This window comes from Rhizobium sp. IBUN (assembly GCF_000510625.1).
In the GTDB taxonomy this organism is placed as follows: domain Bacteria; phylum Pseudomonadota; class Alphaproteobacteria; order Rhizobiales; family Rhizobiaceae; genus Rhizobium; species Rhizobium altiplani.
Map to the genome: position 1 here is coordinate 182,170 of NZ_AZNV01000005.1, position 16,034 is coordinate 198,203.

Below are 16,034 nucleotides of genomic sequence, written 5' to 3' on the forward strand. Positions count from 1 at the left end.
TCCAACAATTTAGAAGAAAATTCCACGAAAGGTAAAACTACCCACGCAATTGAGGTCGACCATTCCACGATAACGCCGCCCTGTAACAGAGAAACAACAGTCATATTTTTCGCCAAACGGCTCAAGAAAACGTGTGAAATCAAGGATTCCCGTCAGCGATCCCGGCAAGCCTGGCCTTGAAATCCATCAATCTCGACCGAGCCTGAAAAAAGGCGCCCGATTCGCAATCGGACGCCTTAGAATATATTACTACCAAGCGTTGATTTTATGCCGCCTCAGACACACGCGATAGTGCAACCCGCAGGCTGGCGATCTGGCCTTGCAATTCCTCGAGGCGATCACGTTCAGCGGCGACCACCTCAGGATTGGCATTCGCGACGAACTTCTCGTTCGAGAGTTTGCCGTTGATGCGGGCGATCTCACCGTCGGCCTTGGCGATCGCCTTCTCGAGGCGAGCTTTCTCCGCGGCAAGGTCGATCAGGGTGCCGAGCGGCAGGCAGACAGTTGCCCCGGCAACGATGATCTGCGCGGCTCCCTTCGGCGCCTCGCTGCCCAGCGAGATGGCGTCGACCCGGGCAAGGCGCTTGATCGCGGCGTCGTGCCGAACGAGCCGCTCGCGCGTCAGGCTGTTGGCGTCGACAACGACCAACGGAGCAACGGCAGACGGCGGAACGTTCATTTCGGCGCGAACCGAGCGAATGCCGGAAACCAGATCGATCAGCCAGTTGATCTCATCGGCCGCGGCATCGTCGGCGTAGGACGGCGCCGGCCATTCGGCATGGCAAACCAGCGTGTCGCGTTCGATGCCCTCGCCTGCGGTATGCGCCCAGAGTTCTTCCGTCATGAACGGCATGAAGGGATGCAGGAGCTTGTGAATTTCTTCCAGGATGTAGGCCGCGCAGGCCTGCGCTTCCTTCTTAGCACCCTCGTCCGTGCCGTTGAAGACTGGCTTCAGCAGCTCGAGATACCAGTCGCAGACCTGATTCCAGACGAAGCGATAGAGCGCCCCTGCTGCATCGTTGAAGCGGTAGGATTCCAGGGCTTCCGTTACGTCACGTTCCGTACGGGCAAGCTCCGTCAGGATCCAGCGGTTGATCGTCAGTTCAGCTGCTTCTGGCACGAAATGCGGATCGCTCTTGGCGCCATTCATCTCGGCAAACCGCGTTGCATTCCAAAGCTTTGTGCCGAAGTTGCGGTAGCCGGCAATGCGGGCTGGATCGAGCTTCACGTCACGACCCTGGGCTGCCATGATCGCCAGCGTGAAGCGTAGCGCGTCGGCGCCGTATTCATCGATCAGTTCCAGCGGATCGATGACGTTGCCCTTGGACTTCGACATCTTCTGGCCGTTCTTGTCGCGGACCAGCGCGTGGACATAAACCGTGTGGAACGGTTCGACCGGAACGCCATCATCATCCTTCATGAAATGCAGGCCCATCATCATCATGCGGGCAACCCAGAAGAAGATGATGTCGAAGCCGGTGACCAGAACGTTGGTCGGATAGTAGCGGTCCAGCTCCGGCGTCTGTTCCGGCCAGCCGAGCGTCGAGAACGGCCACAGCGCGGAGGAGAACCAGGTGTCGAGAACGTCTTCATCGCGCGTCAGGATTTCGCCGGGCTTGAAGTTCTCGAGCAGGTCTTCGACGTAGGCCTTCATCGGGCCTTCGTGCGAGAGATAGTGCTGGATCGCCGCCTGCAGCGCTTCTTCTTCGGTCTTTTCAACGAAGACCTGACCATCCGGACCGTACCAGGCCGGGATCTGATGGCCCCACCAGAGCTGACGGGAAACGCACCACGGCTGGATGTTCTCCATCCACTCGTAATACGTCTTGTCCCAACTGCGCGGAACGAGCTTGGTCCGGCCTTCACGGACCGAGGCGATCGCCGGTGCCGCGAGCGTCTTGGCGTCGACGTACCATTGCTCCGTCAGGCGCGGCTCGATCGGGACGCCACCACGGTCACCGTGGGGAACCATGTGTTTGTGCGGCTCGACCTTGTCGAGCAGGCCGCCTTCTTCAAAGATACGAACGATGATCTTGCGGGCCTCGAAACGATCCTTGCCCTCAAGTTCGTCCCAGGCGCCGTGCAATGCGGCGGCATCCGGAATCCCCTCCAGGAAATCCTCATTATCCTTGAGCGTGATCCGCGCGTCGGCAGTGAGCACGTTGACGACGCGCAGACCGGCACGCTTGCCAACATCGAAGTCGTTGAAATCATGTGCCGGCGTCATCTTGACAGCGCCGGTTCCGGCCGTCGGGTCCGGATAATCATCGGCGACAATCGGAATTCGCCGACCAACGATCGGCAGGATGACATGCTTGCCGACGAGCGGCTTGTAGCGCTCATCCTTCGGGTTCACCGCGACGCCCGTGTCGCCAAGCATCGTTTCCGGGCGAGTGGTCGCGACGACGATATAGTCACGCGTTTCCCATTCCGTTGCCTTGCCGTCGTCATCGAAGGCGATGGGATGCTGATAGGTGACGCCGGGCTCCAACGGATAGCGGAAGTACCAGAGATTTCCGTTGACCTCGTGCTGCTCCACCTCGATGTCGGAGATCGCCGTCAGGAGTTTCGGATCCCAGTTGACAAGGCGCTTGTCCCGATAGATTAGGCCTTCCTTGTAAAGCGTTACAAAGACTTCAAGAACGGCGGCCGAAAGCCCCTCGTCCATCGTGAAGCGCTCACGCGACCAATCGCAGGAGGCGCCGAGGCGCTTCAACTGGTTGAAGATAAGGCCGCCCGATTCCGCCTTCCACTCCCAGACCTTATCGATGAAGGCTTCGCGCCCCATGTCGCGGCGACCTGGCAGCTGCTGTTCCATCAGCTTGCGCTCGACAACCATCTGGGTGGCGATACCAGCATGGTCCATGCCCGGCTGCCAGAGCACATCCTTGCCACGCATGCGCTCGAAGCGGACCATGATGTCCTGCAGCGTGTTGTTCAGCGCGTGCCCCATGTGCAGCGAGCCGGTCACGTTCGGCGGCGGGATGACGATGGTAAAAGTCTCGGCGCCCGGCTTGGCGTTGGCGCCCGCGCGGAAGGCGTCCGCCTCATCCCATTTCGCAGCGATTTTCGGTTCAACGGCAGCGGAATCGTAGGTCTTGTCGAGCATTTGGGGACCAAAATCTGGAGGTTCTTAGATGCGGGTTGTAAATAGGATGGCTACGGGCAAGTCAATAAAAAAGCCGCCCCGGAGACGGGAGCGGCTTTTGAGCAAAGGCGTTTCCGATCAGCGGCGCGGGCCACGCGCCACGCGTTCGATCTCTTCGCGCACGAGACGTTCGACCAGCGTCGGCAGATTGTCGTCCAGCCATTCGCGCAGCATGGGGCGCAGCATGTCTTCGGCGATCTCATCAAGCGACCGGCGCTCGGCACCATCGATTGCGGCGGCAAGCTCCTCAAAGGAACGGGCGATCTGCAGTCCGGCGTCGTGCGAGAGCAGCGCTGGCTGCTGCTCGTGCTCAACAACGCTTGGCATTGTTTCTTTCGCAGCCTCGGCGACAGCGGCAACTGCTACCTCGGCCGCGGGAACGACAGCTGGTCGCGGCTCCATGGCAACGACCGGAGGTAGCTCGAATGGAACCTCTACCGGCGGGCGAACAGCAACAATTTTCGCCGCGGGAACTGAAAGGGGTGCGGTAACGGCTTCCGTAGGGCGCGGGGACAGCGGTGCCTCGCCGACAGCGTCCGGCGTTTCGGTCCTCATCTCGGTGGCTCTTGCTTCCGGCGGCCGAAATGCCGGCGGCACTTCGCGCTGCAACTGCGCAGCGTTCCTCTCCGAGGCGGCACGGACGCGCGCAGCGACATCGGCAAGAGACATGGCGCGCGGCTGTGCCTCCGGCACGGGAGCCGAGCCTGCCGAGTTGGCAGCGACAAAACGCGGATCGGGCTCAGCGACCGTTTCAGGGAATTCCACGCCAGCGTAGGTCTCGTCCACCGTCAAATGAATGTCCGAGTCGCGATCGTCCTCGTCAGCACCATAAACCGCCGGCAGTGACGCGGAGAGTGCCCTGCCCGCACCGGGGTCATTGCTCTCGATGATCTGGCGGATCGACGCCAGAATCTCTTCCATGGACGGTTCACGCGCTACGCTTGGCTGAGCCATATCTATCCCCGTTACTCCGAAAAACGACCGGATTGCGTGGAGTGGGCATCCGAATCACCCATACCTTAGGATAGCCGAGGATCTAAAAAAATCATCGCGAATCAAATGAATGATGCCATGCACAGCTTTTCTGCCACGCTGCCTGGCGCTCCGATTCCATGGCGGGAAAGAAAACGGGCGCCAGAGGCGCCCGTCGAGAATCGGTCATCGGAGCTTTGGCTCAGAATACGAATTCACGCGCCTTGGCAAAGCCGGGAAGCGGCTTCACGGAGGCGTTGAAATAGACGTTTTCGGAAATTGTGCCGCGCTCGCTCACGAAAACCTTCGCACGCGCCGAACCGCCGTAGCCCTGTACGGTGACCAGACGGCCACCATCACGAAGCTGCGACAGCAAGGAGGAAGGAACCTCCTCGACCGAGCCGCTGACGAAAATGAGATCATAGGGAGCGCCTGACGCGTTGCCCGCATTGAGCGGCCCCGTGACGACCGACACATTTGTGTAGGCGGCAAGGTTGGTCTTGGCTTCCGCCGCCAGCGTTTCCTCCTCTTCAACGGCGATCACCGTACCGGCAAGCTGCGAGAAAAGAGCCGATACATAGCCACTGCCAGCGCCGATCTCGAGGACGACGTCATCCTTCGTGACAGCCGCAAGCTGGAGCAGCTTTGCAAGCGGCGACGGCTGCATGAGGTAGCGCGCCGGCTTGCCGGCCGCTGCAGGACAGATTTCAACATCACGATCGATATAGGCGAGCGGCTTGGCCTTCTCAGGAACGAAAGCCTCGCGCGGCACCGTGAGGAAGGCCGTCAGCACTGAATGCGAGGTGACGTCCGTCGTGCGAAGCTGGTTGTCGACCATGTTTGCGCGTGCTGATTCGAAATTCATCATGTCCTCTCGCCCGTAGAAGCGGCTTTGTCTGCACGTCTCTTAATCTCAGCACACCGGCCTTTCAAGGCTTCGCGAATGCCTGCGCCAAGAATTCCAGTACGAGTGTCGCGGAAGTGACCCGACCGCAATCCTTCATGGAACAAACGCGGGCGCCGTGATATTATTGCAACCGGAGGAACAGAGGAGGAGTAGGCCATGCCTAATATCATCGAATATCTCTCGTTGTTCGACTTCTTCATCATCGCAACACTGGTCGGCATCTTTTGCTGCGGTCTTTTCGATCGTGAAACGAGCTGACTGCCTGCCTTCAGGCCGTTGTCAGGTTCTGCCCCAATAGTGTCGTTTCCTTGGGATTCGACGGACGGGACATGGCAATCAAACCAATCTTGCTGGGCAGCCTTTTCATCTGCGTGCTGCTCGCGATCATTCTCCTGATTCCCTTTGTGCGTGTCGGCGCTCCGAATGTCGCGACGTCGGGCGTGTCGCCAGTGCCGTCACTGCAGCGAGTGAACTGAACGCCAACGGCGGCGTTTTCGCTGGGTGACAAATGGACCGCCACTGCAAAGTTCTTTTTAGGCAAGAACAAACGACGAAACATAGCTCTAAGCACCAATAGCGGTCGTCAAACGGGAGCTGTAGCGTATCGGCGCCGACCTCGGAGCCTCCCCAGCCCCTCCCCGGTCGACAACCCGGCCGGGGCCCTTGATAGCCGCGGCCGGGGCCGCCCCGGCGGGCCTATTGCAGTTCCGTTTCCTCTTCTATGTCGACGAGAATGCCGTAGCGCAGCGCTTCTTCCTTTGCCTCCTTCAGGGCCTCGTCGATCAGTATCACCAGCACGTCGGCGTGCCGCTCGCGCTTCGCCATTTCCCGCGCCACGCTCAGGGCAAAGATCAATTGCGGCATTTGGGTCGCCGGCATGGGAGGCGCTCCTAACAACTCAACACAAAGCTTAGGGCCTATCGAAAATTCGGCAATCCGACGATTTGGGTATGGAAGACATGCGCCAGCGCTAGTGTTGTGTGGATTCTCACTATGCCGATGGAGCAATTGCCAAAGCAGGTGAACTTGGCGGCGCGGGAACGGACGCAACAAAGAGAGTGCTGTCGACACTGAAGGCTCTTACGTCGAGGCGGCAACCCAGAAGCCGGGAGGGCCAGCCTACTTGGCTAGCCCCTCCAGCATTTCGGGACAGTGAACATACCCCCGCCGAGTCTGCCACGGGCAATGGACCTGTTCAGCAAGTGGGTCCGGTGCCTCAAAGCCCCACCGTCCTCCGCAGACTTGCAAGAGACACAATAGCCCCGTAGCAGGGGCTATCCTAGACGGACCTAGGTCCTAATCCGATTGGAGTAGGCGGTTGCCGAGGTTAGGCTCGAAGTTTCGTCGGATGGAACCAGCACGTTGAATTCGCCGCTGTTGTCGACCGAATGGCGGCCTGAAGACGCGACCACAACACCGCGGCACTGTGGGAAACACAGCCGCAAAATCAATGACTGCAGAATGTATGGGAAGGTTTGGAGGCCTCGCCCGGAATTGAACCGGGGTACAAGGATTTGCAGTCCTCTGCGTCACCACTCCGCCACGAGGCCTCACGACGCTTCATGACCGAAGCGTTGGCGGGCATTTAGAATGAATAGAAATCGAGTGCAAGGGGGTAGTTGAAAAACCGGCGGTATTTTGGATCGTCATGCCGCCGGTTCCGTAGTCAACCACTAGTACGGCGAATAGCACTGCCGCCGCGGACCGTAATAAGGCTGATAGGTGTTGTCATAGGCCCGATAGGACCGGTAGCGGCTGTAACACCAGTCGACGTGTGAATTGCCCACCGGTCTGGCCTGCGGCTGCGAAGCGATCAGACCGCCGATGAGTGCGCCGGCAGCAAGACCGCCGATCAGCGCGCCAGCATCGTTGTAATCGTTGCGGTAGTAGCCGTCGCGATAATAGCGATTTCCGTAGTACCGATTTCCGTAGTCGCGATTCCCGTAATGGCCATGGCGGTAGCCGCCACAACGATAGATGTTGCAGCGGTCGAAGCCGCGGCTGTTTCTGACGCCGGAATCTCCAAACCCACCGCGACTCTGAGCCGAATGCTCATCGCCTGAGTTTTCGGCAAAAGACGGACCGACGCCAGCGAGGCTCGTCGCAATTGCCAACATCAATACCGCAAGTTTTTTCATTCCGGCACCTTCTAATTTCGTACGCACTTCGCGTGAAGAACGCTCAGGATAATAACGTCCAAAAAGCTTCCAAGTTCCGCCTTACGCCTTCCATCTCCGGGCGAAAAGAATCGCGGCTGGTGCAATTGTGACACTTTTATTGCAAGTCCCGCTATTTTATGACGACCTTCAAAAATAGCTATGGATGGATGGAATGCTCAGCTGGTTTCGTAAACTTCTTCCTCGCGAGGATCAGTTCTTTGATCTCTTTGCACAGCACTCCCGAACAATCGTCGGCGCGGCGGAAGCGCTCAACGAATTGCTTGCAGGCAAGGATATCGAACACCATTGCGACCGGATCGTCGCGCTCGAAAACGATGCCGACAACATCACGCGCGAGGTGCTGCTTGCGGTCCGCCGGAGCTTCATCACGCCTTTCGACCGTGTTGATATCAAGGATCTGATCCAGTCGATGGATGATGCGATCGACATGATGCATAAGACAGTCAAGACGATCCGTCTCTTCGAGCAAACCGAATTCGATCCGCGCATGCAGGAAATGGGAGCGGCGATCGTCCAGGCAGCACACCTCATAGCCGAGGCGGTCCCCCTGCTCAGCCGCATCAACGCCAATGCCCCGCGCCTGATGGCGATCACCGAGGAAGTCACCCGCGTCGAGGGACGCTCCGACGAACTGCACGACAATGGTTTGAAGGGACTCTTCGTACGGCATGGCGCGTCGAATGCGATGGCCTATATCATTGGCAGCGAAATCTACGGCGAACTCGAGAAGGTCGTCGATCGCTTCGAGGACGTTGCCAATGAAATCAGCGGCATCGTGATCGAGAACGTCTAGATGGACGCCACCCTCGCCTTTCCATTGCTGGCGGCTCTCATCGCGGTCGCTCTCTTCTTCGACTTTCTGAACGGCCTGCACGATACCGCGAACTCGATCGCGACGATCGTTTCGACGCGTGTGCTCAGGCCGCACCACGCGGTCGTCTGGGCCGCTTTCTTCAATTTCATCGCGTTCCTGTTCTTCGGCCTGCACGTGGCTGAGACCTTGGGGACGGGCATCATCGATCCCAACATCGTGACGCCGCTGGTGATCTTCTCGGCGCTGATGGGCGCAATCATCTGGAATATCGTCACCTGGATCTTCGGTATCCCTTCCAGTTCCTCCCATGCGCTGGTCGGCGGGCTGGTAGGCGCTGGCCTCGCAAAGGTCGGCTTCAGCTCGATCGTATGGGGCGGATTGCTAAAAACAGCCGGCGCGATCGTCATGTCGCCGCTGATCGGCTTCATCCTGGCGCTCTTCCTCGTTCTTGCCGTTTCCTGGATCTTCGTTCGGCAAACGCCGTTCGCCGTCGATCGGACGTTCCGCCTCATGCAGTTCGTTTCCGCCTCTCTCTACTCGCTGGGCCATGGCGGCAATGATGCGCAGAAGACAATGGGCATCATAGCGGTGCTCCTCTATTCGCAGGGTTATCTCGGCGGAACCTTCCACGTACCGCTCTGGGTGGTCCTGTCCTGTCAGACAGCCATGGCTATGGGAACGCTCTTCGGCGGCTGGCGAATCGTTCACACGATGGGATCGAAGATAACCCGCCTTAACCCGATGCAGGGATTCTGCGCGGAGACCGGCGGCGCGCTGACGCTCTTTGCGGCCACGTGGCTCGGCATCCCTGTTTCCACGACGCACACGATCACCGGCGCCATCATCGGCGTTGGCGCGGCACGGCGCCTTTCAGCCGTCCGCTGGGGCCTGGCGGGCAACATCGTCGTCGCCTGGGTCATTACGCTTCCGGCAGCGGCACTCATTTCCGCATTCTTCTACTGGGCTGCAGGCCTGTTCAGCTGATCAAGGGGCGGGTTTCCTCCCCTTCTTCCACCAGACGGACAATCGCCGCCGCATCCGCCGGACGAGAGGCAGGTCGTGCGATAGAATAAGGAACCCCAGCGGAAGCATCCAGAAGCCGAGCACGGGCAGGAATCCCAAAAAGCCGCCCAGGATCAGCACAACGCCGATCGACATCCGGGCAAGGCGCGACCGCGGAAATGGGAAACTTACGGACCCCAGAATGAGACGGCCCGTGGTGTGGTCGATGCCAAATCGCTTGGCGGCCGGTTTTCCAGTGGTATCATGTGCTTCAGTCATCCACAGGAGATGGGGTTATACAGAACGAATACAAGCGGATGTCATTTTTTTGAAAAAACCGCTTGGCAAATCGGGCAAGCATTTGTATTAGGCCACTCACACCGCGGCGAGCGGTGATCCCTGGTAGCTCAGCGGTAGAGCATTCGACTGTTAATCGACAGGTCGCCGGTTCGAATCCGGCCCGGGGAGCCAGTTTCAGAGATAAACGCCTGCTTTTGTTGATATTCCAAAAGCAGGCGTTTTTTTCCCACTTTCCCTCCCCACTTTTGAAATCGCGTTTGGCCGATTGGTTCCTGTGGATAATCTTCTACGACGTCCACGCCACGCTGTGGTGGAATCAGAAAATTTGCGTCCGCTGCTCAGCGTTCGACCATAGGCCGGGAATTTTTCCTCGCCTAGCGGTTTCCCTCACGCAGCGCTTCCAACACGCTGTGGGACTATGCATCGCCCAACATCCAGGTCCGCGTTAGGCCCGGCGCCGGCTCCCTAACCGCCGGGCTAGTGCTTGTGTGTCCGGTCCGATCTTTCACAATTCTCCCACCCAAATGCGCGCTATAATAGCATTTGCGCTTGTCTCGATTATCGTGACCGCCAGGCCCGGCCCTCTTCAATTTCCGCATTCTTGAATCCAATGCGCGCCCTCAAACGGCGTTGCGAGATCGGTGTATTGAAACTGGGGGATCTGCAGCATGGAATCAGCAATAGACTTCGGAACTGGCGTCGTAGTAGCGAAGCGGACAGATGCATTCCCCTGGGAGGTCAGCGGTGCCAGGCGCGCCGAAAACAACCGATCTCATAACCGACGGTGAGAACGGATCAGGGGGCACCTTCCATGTACACACATCGAGACAACCGTTTGGAGCAACCATGGAGCCGCCAAGTTTTGACAGCGGAATCCCAGTCCTCCCAGACCCGGTCGGTAGGATAAAAATCACTCCCAGTTCTGGCAGAACGCATCACGTCACATTGGAGTCATTGGTGCCCGGAAACGCCTTTCATTTCACGATCATGGTCGTCGATCCCGGCGGAAACTGGGACGTGCTGACGAAGCAATTTCGCGACGCTCGGGCGGAGGGTGACGGTGCAATTCTCCCAGATGCGCATTCTCAATGATGGCGACCCATCCAGCGTTGGTGGAGGGGAGTTTTGATTTCGTGTTTCCGCAGGCGATGACCACCGTGCAATGAACATATTGCAGGATTTCCACATCCCAACGATGGATATTGACGATTGGTCGGAAACCGGTCGCCCGTATTCAATCGGATTCGCTTATGTCGGGAATACATTTGCATCGATCCCAACGGACCGCCCAAATATTTGGGTGGGATCGTGGGGCGTGGAGCATGATGGCCCCCTGGAGTCGGATGAAGGAGCCGGAAACTTTCTAATGAAACTTTCGCTGCCGACCGGGTTCAGGGAGACCGTCTCGAGCAGAACTGTAAAAGCTGCGATGCCCCACGTATCAAGCGTCATCGTGAACTGGTCCTCTGGCGACACACAAATCTGGTCCGCCAAGGATTGCTAGTTGCTCTCCATGCCGAGTGTCGTTGCGGGCTTCTGTAGGAGTCCACTACGACGTTTCTCTCGCAGTCTATAGCTGTCACCACGGATTGTTATCACGTGGCTATGGTGCAGCAATCGATCGAGGATAGCGGTTGCCACCACGGGATCGCCGAACACTGTTCCCCATTCTCCGACACTGCGGTTGGACGTGATGAGCATTGCACCCCGCTCGTAGCGCCTGGACACGAGCTGGAAGAACAGATGGGCGGCGTTGGGGTCGAACGGAAGATAGCCAAGCTCGTCGATGATAAGCAGCTTGGGCTTGGCAAGAAACGCGAGCCGCTCTTCCAGGCGTCCCTCGCCATGGGCTCTCACGAGCGTTGCAACCAATGCCTGCGCCGTAGCCGACCCGCTCGGCGGAGGAAGCCACGGTGGCAATACCGCTCCCAGAAGCTGAATTGTCACTGGTCAGAGACTTTTGTTTCTGGTTAGACTGCGCCTCCTGCGGAAAGGCGCGAGCGTTTTTGGTCGACATTGGAGCGCATTCGCCTATTTGGTTTTGATGAGCGCTTCAAACGGCCGTTGGGAGTTCGAGTTATTTCGATTGTGAGCAGACTTCCGCACTAGAACATAGACGTTCGCCAGGACGTCTATTCGCGGAGCTGACGAGAGCGGATGGCGGCCCTTTTAGGCAGATGACCTCCTGTCTGGCCGTCATCCGCCTCGTCCTTGCCTGGAAACTGAACATCACTCCGCAGGATGCGGCATCGCCGGACGGGCGTGCTTTTCAAGCGGTCGCTCCCGCCATCCCGTCGAGCGATTGACCAGCCAGAAATAGAGCCCGTAGGGAAGAAGATTGACGAGCTTCATCATGTAGGTGAAGCGCTTCGGGAAGGTAATCTCGAAGCGTTGAGACTTGAGTCCTGCCGAAATCTGTTCGGCGGCCTCCTCGACCGAGACCAGCGAGGGCATCGAGAATTTGTTCTTCTTAATCGCAGGCGTATCGACGAAGCCCGGATTGATGAGCTGAATGCGGATGCCCATCTTGTCGAGATCGAATTTCAAGCTCTCGGCCATGTTGATCAAGGCGGCTTTGGTCGCACCGTAGGCCGCGCTTGTCGGCAGGCCGCCATAGCCTGATACCGATGAAACGACGGCGATCTGCCCCTGCCCTTTGGCCTTCATGTGCCGCACGGCCGGGATGAGGCAATTCACGACACCCTGCAGATTGACCGCGAAGCTCTGCTCGAAATCGCTGAGATTCAGTTCTTCCGCGTGGACCGGGAAATAGACCCCCGCATTGAAAACCGCCAGCGCAAGTGCGCCATGTTCATATTCGATTGACGCAAGCACGTGCTCCATGTCTTCGGCGTTGGTGACATCGCCGTCGAGCACGATGATGCTGCCGGGTAGGTCCGAAGCTTCGGCCTGCAATTCCGCAAGCTTCTCGTGGTCGCGAGCGGTGACGGCGACCTTGTATCCGTCTCCGGCGAGCTTCAATGCCAACGCTCGCCCGATTCCGGAACTCGCGCCCGATATCCAGGCTATTCCATGTTCGGGACGGGCGACGAAATCTGGCATGGCACATCTCCTCCGGGCTGTTTTCCAAACGTCAAAACAGGTCCGGGAGTTCCTCGCCATCTCCCGGTTTCAAGGGAATATCACGCCATTGTGGCTGCTTTCAGCCGATCAGGTCTCGGATGAACTGGGGGAAGGAGCCGGTGAGCTTGATCGGCGCGTCAAAAACCGAAAACGCGATGCAGGGACGATCTTTTTCGGCAACAGGTCGGTGGTCGACGCTCTCGTCCGCTACTGAGATGTCGCCAGGCCCGAAATGGCCGCGACGGTCGTTGAACGCGCCGTCCAGGATCAAGGTGAGCTCCATGCCCTTGTGGGTGTGTGCAGGCAAAGCCCGGCCAGCCTTGATCCACATCAGGCTGACTTCGCATCCATCGATATCGGTCGAGTACTCCTTGAAGCCGGGAAGCTTCGTCTTCCAGGGGACCGTATCCACATCATAGCCGACCAGGTTGCGAATCGCCTTCGGGAAGAACCCCTGTTTTGTCGGCAGATCGGCTGGCCTTTCAGCTGGCAGCGCAGAGGCGAAGACCGCGGCGAGGCGCACGTCGCGATCGCCCATTGCAGCTTCGGGTGTCTCCTCGAGGGCCTCCCCAGCAAGGGATTCCAGATCTCTCACCAGCAAGCGATGATCGGGCTTCATTTCAAGATGCGATTCGACCAGCACGCGTGCCGGCTCAGGAAGGGATCCGGCGACGTAATGCGCCATCAACGCATCGACCGTGTCGATATGCTCATGAACCATGACGGTTTCGGTTGTTTTTGCTTCTGGAGACTGCTTTGTCGTCATCCCTACGCTGAAAGTCAATCTCCGGATCACAAGGCCGGCGAACCGCTCTGGCTCGAGTGCCTGGACGGCGGCGAAGTCTAATTTTGTCGCTGCGCTCAAAGGGATGGAATAGCATTTCTTGCCAACCTAGCCTTGTGAAGGGAAAAGACCGTTCCTAAACTAAGCGTTCAAAAGAGGCAGAGTCCATGACCGTCCATCCCTCCGTTCTAGAGGCAATCGGCAACACCCCGTTGATCAAGCTCAAGGGTGCGTCGGAAGCGACCGGCTGCACTATTCTCGGCAAGGCGGAATTCCTCAATCCCGGCCAGTCGGTCAAGGATCGCGCGGCGCTCTACATCATTCGCGACGCAGAGAAGAAGGGCCTGCTGCGGCCGGGCGGCGTCATTGTCGAGGGGACCGCCGGCAATACCGGCATCGGCCTGACGGTCGTTGCAAAGGCGCTCGGCTACCGGACCGTAATCGTCATCCCGGAGACGCAGAGCCAGGAAAAGAAGGATGCGCTGAAGTTGCTCGGCGCCGAACTCGTCGAGGTGCCCGCCGTTCCCTACAAGAACCCGAACAATTATGTGAAGGTCTCAGGAAGGCTTGCCGAACAGCTGGCGAAGACGGATCCCAACGGCGCGATCTGGGCGAACCAGTTCGACAACGTCGCCAACCGGCAGGCGCACATCGAAACGACGGCCAGCGAGATCTGGAACGATACCAACGGCAAAGTCGACGGCTTTATCTGCTCCGTCGGCTCTGGCGGGACGCTTGCGGGTGTGGCCGCCGGCCTCAAGGCATTCAACAAGGACATCAAGATCGGCCTGGCCGACCCCGACGGAGCCGCGCTCTACGAATTCTACAAGAACCGCGAATTGAAAGCGTCGGGTTCCTCGATCACTGAAGGGATCGGTCAGGGACGGATCACAGCGAACCTGGAAGGCTTCACGCCCGATTTCGCCTGTAGCATTTCGGATGCGGAAGCCCTACCCTACGTCTTCGATCTCGTCGAGCATGAAGGCTTGTGCCTGGGCGGATCGACGGCAATCAACATCGCCGGCGCAGTACGCCTTGCCAAGGAGCTCGGTCCCGGCCATACCATCGTGACAATCCTCGCCGACTACGGCAACCGCTACCAGTCCAAGCTTTTCAACCCCGATTTCCTGACGTCGAAGGGCCTGCCGGTTCCGGCGTGGCTCGCCAAGACGCAAGACATACAGATCCCATACGAACCAGCAGCGTGAGACCCCATGCCCGTCAATGCCCTCTATCGTGACGATTTCTATCTTTCGACATGCGAGGCGGTGGTAACCGCCGTTCACGACGACAGGGGCATTGAGCTGGATCAAACCTGCTTCTATGCGACATCGGGAGGCCAGCCGGGCGATACGGGATTCCTCGAGCGCGCCGATGGCAGCAAGATCACGCTTGGGCAGACGAAGCATGGAGCGACCAAGGACATCGTCGTGCATGTGCCGCTCGAGGGCCAGGAACAGCCGGCCGTCGGCGAGAAGCTGGTACTGCATGTCGACTGGCCGCGCCGCTACAAGCTTATGCGGATGCACACCGCCTGTCACCTGCTCTCCGTCGTCTGCTCCTATCCGATCACGGGTGCAGCTGTCGGCGAGGATGAGAGCCGTGTCGACTTCGATATGACCGAGACGATCGACAAGGACGACGTCACCGAAAAACTCATGGAACTGGTGCGGCAGAACTATCCGGTCTACCTGCAGTGGATCACCGACGAGGAGCTTGCTGCCAACCCTGGTATCGTCAAATCTAAGAACGTCCGTCCGCCGATCGGGCTCGGTCGGGTCAGCCTTGTCTGCATCGGCGAAAACTCTGCGATTGACAGCCAGCCCTGCGGCGGCACACATGTGTCCGAAACTCAGGAAGTCGGTCAGATTCATATTGCCAAGATCGAAAAGAAGGGCAAGGAAAACCGTCGCTTCCGTATTCGCTTCGGCGCTCCCGGCGACGAAGCCTGAAGCCCCAGGGAGAGTAGAATGAGCGAAGAAAAGAGCCGTTTCGTCGTTTCGGCCGATTTGCTGCAGGCGGAATTGGGCAAGCCGGATTTACGCGTCCTGGATGCGTCCTTCTATCTGCCGGCGCAGAAGCGCGATGCCGACGCCGAATACGCCGCCGGCCATATCCCGGGCGCCATCCGCTTCGATCAGGACAAGATCGCGGATCATTCCGTACTGCTGCCGCACACGATCCCCTCGCCAGAGTTTTTCGCAACCGAAGTCGGCAAGCTCGGCATCGGGGAAAACGATCATATTGTCGTCTATGATGGCATCGGGATGTTCGCATCGCCGCGTGTGTGGTGGCTGTTTCGCGTGATGGGCGCACGGAATGTGTACGTACTCGATGGTGGACTGGACGGATGGAAAGCGGAGGGTCGGCCGCTTGAGGCCACCGTTCCGCGCCACGAGCCAAAGGTTTTCAAGCCCACCTATGACGCCTCGCGGGTCGTCAATCTCGACGCCATGCGGGATATCGTTGCAAGCGGCGCGCTGCAGATAGCGGATGCCAGGAGCGCGGGCCGCTTTGCAGCGGTCGAGCCTGAGCCGCGCGCTGGCATGCGCTCCGGTCACATGCCGGGCGCGCGAAACCTGCCATCGGGTGTCTTCGCCACCCAGGGCCGCTTCAAATCCCTGCCGGAACTCAAGCAGACGATCGAGGAGGCGGGCGTAGACCTGTCGAAGCCCGTGGTCACGTCCTGCGGTTCGGGCATCACCGCGGCCATCATCACGCTGGCGCTGGAATCCCTCGGCCATACCGACAACAAGCTCTACGACGGTTCCTGGAGCGAATGGGGTGGCCGGGACGACACGCCTGTTGTCACCGGTCCGCCGGAACCGGTCAAAGCCTGACAC

At 58.9% G+C, this 16,034-nt stretch carries 15 protein-coding genes, 2 tRNA genes and 2 pseudogenes; 9 read left to right on the forward strand and 10 right to left on the reverse strand.

Annotation, left to right across the window (positions count from 1 at the left end; translation table 11 throughout):
- Nucleotides 1-265 precede the first annotated feature (265 nt).
- From RHIBUN_RS0107650 to RHIBUN_RS0107660, 3 genes are all read right to left on the reverse strand, one after another.
- Complete coding sequence (locus tag RHIBUN_RS0107650; RefSeq protein WP_025659096.1) at nt 266-3,109, reverse strand: valine--tRNA ligase; 2,844 nt, start codon at nt 3,107-3,109, stop codon at nt 266-268.
- A 117-nt stretch (nt 3,110-3,226) separates the two neighbouring features.
- A complete protein-coding gene (locus RHIBUN_RS0107655; RefSeq protein WP_025659097.1) occupies nt 3,227-4,102 on the reverse strand; it encodes a DUF2497 domain-containing protein in 876 nt (291 codons plus the stop codon).
- Between the two features lie 220 nt (nt 4,103-4,322).
- Nucleotides 4,323-4,988, reverse strand: coding sequence for a protein-L-isoaspartate O-methyltransferase (locus RHIBUN_RS0107660; RefSeq protein ID WP_018859399.1), 666 nt, complete (start codon nt 4,986-4,988; stop codon nt 4,323-4,325).
- A gap of 368 nt (nt 4,989-5,356) precedes the next feature.
- Between RHIBUN_RS0107660 and RHIBUN_RS36770 the strand changes: the two genes are divergently transcribed.
- Nucleotides 5,357-5,503 (forward strand): hypothetical protein, encoded by a 147-nt coding sequence (locus RHIBUN_RS36770; protein ID WP_018859400.1) that lies wholly within the window; start codon nt 5,357-5,359, stop codon nt 5,501-5,503.
- A gap of 220 nt (nt 5,504-5,723) precedes the next feature.
- On the opposite strand, the gene RHIBUN_RS0107675 is transcribed toward RHIBUN_RS36770, so the two are convergent.
- The 3 genes from RHIBUN_RS0107675 to RHIBUN_RS0107685 form a co-directional block, all read right to left on the reverse strand.
- Nucleotides 5,724-5,906, reverse strand: a complete 183-nt coding sequence (locus tag RHIBUN_RS0107675) for a hypothetical protein (RefSeq protein ID WP_018859401.1) — start codon at nt 5,904-5,906, stop codon at nt 5,724-5,726.
- A 597-nt stretch (nt 5,907-6,503) separates the two neighbouring features.
- A tRNA-Cys gene (locus RHIBUN_RS0107680) sits at nt 6,504-6,577 on the reverse strand.
- A gap of 123 nt (nt 6,578-6,700) precedes the next feature.
- A complete protein-coding gene (locus tag RHIBUN_RS0107685) occupies nt 6,701-7,165 on the reverse strand; it encodes a BA14K family protein (RefSeq protein ID WP_025659098.1) in 465 nt (154 codons plus the stop codon).
- Nucleotides 7,166-7,358: 193 nt separating this feature from the next.
- Between RHIBUN_RS0107685 and RHIBUN_RS0107690 the strand changes: the two genes are divergently transcribed.
- Both RHIBUN_RS0107690 and RHIBUN_RS0107695 read left to right on the forward strand, forming a co-directional pair.
- The gene (locus tag RHIBUN_RS0107690) at nt 7,359-8,000 is read left to right on the forward strand and encodes a DUF47 family protein (RefSeq protein ID WP_025659099.1); all 642 of its coding nucleotides are present in this window, start codon (nt 7,359-7,361) and stop codon (nt 7,998-8,000) included.
- Complete coding sequence (locus tag RHIBUN_RS0107695) at nt 8,001-9,005, forward strand: inorganic phosphate transporter (RefSeq protein WP_025659100.1); 1,005 nt, start codon at nt 8,001-8,003, stop codon at nt 9,003-9,005. It begins immediately after the preceding gene.
- Here the strand turns inward: RHIBUN_RS0107695 and RHIBUN_RS37215 are convergent, their stop codons facing one another.
- Nucleotides 9,006-9,302 (reverse strand): hypothetical protein, encoded by a 297-nt coding sequence (locus RHIBUN_RS37215; RefSeq protein ID WP_025659101.1) that lies wholly within the window; start codon nt 9,300-9,302, stop codon nt 9,006-9,008. It lies immediately after the preceding gene.
- 117 nt (nt 9,303-9,419) lie between these two features.
- On the opposite strand from RHIBUN_RS37215, the gene RHIBUN_RS0107705 reads away from it, so the two are divergent.
- Nucleotides 9,420-9,494, forward strand: a tRNA-Asn gene (locus RHIBUN_RS0107705).
- A 786-nt stretch (nt 9,495-10,280) separates the two neighbouring features.
- Nucleotides 10,281-10,415, forward strand: a complete 135-nt coding sequence (locus RHIBUN_RS37900; RefSeq protein WP_280949575.1) for a hypothetical protein — start codon at nt 10,281-10,283, stop codon at nt 10,413-10,415.
- 408 nt (nt 10,416-10,823) lie between these two features.
- Here RHIBUN_RS37900 and RHIBUN_RS0107720 read toward each other — a convergent pair.
- Nucleotides 10,824-11,204, reverse strand: a pseudogene (locus tag RHIBUN_RS0107720) (ATP-binding protein); the annotation flags it as partial.
- Between the two features lie 50 nt (nt 11,205-11,254).
- On the opposite strand from RHIBUN_RS0107720, the pseudogene RHIBUN_RS37220 reads away from it, so the two are divergent.
- A pseudogene (locus RHIBUN_RS37220) lies at nt 11,255-11,384 on the forward strand (SAM-dependent methyltransferase); the annotation flags it as partial.
- Nucleotides 11,385-11,552: 168 nt separating this feature from the next.
- Here RHIBUN_RS37220 and RHIBUN_RS0107725 read toward each other — a convergent pair.
- Together RHIBUN_RS0107725 and RHIBUN_RS0107730 are read right to left on the reverse strand one after the other, a co-directional pair.
- Complete coding sequence (locus RHIBUN_RS0107725; protein WP_025659105.1) at nt 11,553-12,386, reverse strand: SDR family NAD(P)-dependent oxidoreductase; 834 nt, start codon at nt 12,384-12,386, stop codon at nt 11,553-11,555.
- Nucleotides 12,387-12,486: 100 nt separating this feature from the next.
- The gene (locus RHIBUN_RS0107730; RefSeq protein ID WP_025659106.1) at nt 12,487-13,173 is read right to left on the reverse strand and encodes a ChrR family anti-sigma-E factor; all 687 of its coding nucleotides are present in this window, start codon (nt 13,171-13,173) and stop codon (nt 12,487-12,489) included.
- A gap of 185 nt (nt 13,174-13,358) precedes the next feature.
- On the opposite strand from RHIBUN_RS0107730, the gene RHIBUN_RS0107735 reads away from it, so the two are divergent.
- Genes RHIBUN_RS0107735 through sseA form a run of 3 tightly spaced genes read left to right on the forward strand, consistent with a single transcriptional unit; the run spans nt 13,359 to nt 16,031 of the window.
- Entirely contained in the window at nt 13,359-14,399 is a 1,041-nt protein-coding gene (locus RHIBUN_RS0107735) for a cysteine synthase A (RefSeq protein WP_025659107.1), read from the forward strand.
- Nucleotides 14,400-14,405: 6 nt separating this feature from the next.
- Nucleotides 14,406-15,143, forward strand: coding sequence for an alanyl-tRNA editing protein (locus RHIBUN_RS0107740; RefSeq protein ID WP_025659108.1), 738 nt, complete (start codon nt 14,406-14,408; stop codon nt 15,141-15,143).
- A gap of 18 nt (nt 15,144-15,161) precedes the next feature.
- Nucleotides 15,162-16,031, forward strand: coding sequence for a 3-mercaptopyruvate sulfurtransferase (sseA, locus tag RHIBUN_RS0107745; RefSeq protein ID WP_025659109.1), 870 nt, complete (start codon nt 15,162-15,164; stop codon nt 16,029-16,031).
- Nucleotides 16,032-16,034 lie beyond the last annotated feature (3 nt).

Coding starts and splice junctions, on each gene's coding strand:
- RHIBUN_RS0107740 (WP_025659108.1), top strand. CDS start 14,406: ATGCCCGTCAATGCCCTCTATCGTGACGATTTCTATCTTTCGACATGC.
- RHIBUN_RS0107690 (WP_025659099.1), top strand. CDS start 7,359: ATGCTCAGCTGGTTTCGTAAACTTCTTCCTCGCGAGGATCAGTTCTTT.
- RHIBUN_RS0107660 (WP_018859399.1), bottom strand. CDS start 4,988: ATGATGAATTTCGAATCAGCACGCGCAAACATGGTCGACAACCAGCTT.
- RHIBUN_RS37215 (WP_025659101.1), bottom strand. CDS start 9,302: ATGACTGAAGCACATGATACCACTGGAAAACCGGCCGCCAAGCGATTT.
- RHIBUN_RS0107735 (WP_025659107.1), top strand. CDS start 13,359: ATGACCGTCCATCCCTCCGTTCTAGAGGCAATCGGCAACACCCCGTTG.
- RHIBUN_RS36770 (WP_018859400.1), top strand. CDS start 5,357: ATGGCAATCAAACCAATCTTGCTGGGCAGCCTTTTCATCTGCGTGCTG.
- RHIBUN_RS0107730 (WP_025659106.1), bottom strand. CDS start 13,173: ATGACGACAAAGCAGTCTCCAGAAGCAAAAACAACCGAAACCGTCATG.
- RHIBUN_RS0107685 (WP_025659098.1), bottom strand. CDS start 7,165: ATGAAAAAACTTGCGGTATTGATGTTGGCAATTGCGACGAGCCTCGCT.
- RHIBUN_RS0107655 (WP_025659097.1), bottom strand. CDS start 4,102: ATGGCTCAGCCAAGCGTAGCGCGTGAACCGTCCATGGAAGAGATTCTG.
- RHIBUN_RS0107675 (WP_018859401.1), bottom strand. CDS start 5,906: ATGCCGGCGACCCAAATGCCGCAATTGATCTTTGCCCTGAGCGTGGCG.
- RHIBUN_RS0107650 (WP_025659096.1), bottom strand. CDS start 3,109: ATGCTCGACAAGACCTACGATTCCGCTGCCGTTGAACCGAAAATCGCT.
- RHIBUN_RS0107695 (WP_025659100.1), top strand. CDS start 8,001: ATGGACGCCACCCTCGCCTTTCCATTGCTGGCGGCTCTCATCGCGGTC.
- RHIBUN_RS0107725 (WP_025659105.1), bottom strand. CDS start 12,386: ATGCCAGATTTCGTCGCCCGTCCCGAACATGGAATAGCCTGGATATCG.
- sseA (WP_025659109.1), top strand. CDS start 15,162: ATGAGCGAAGAAAAGAGCCGTTTCGTCGTTTCGGCCGATTTGCTGCAG.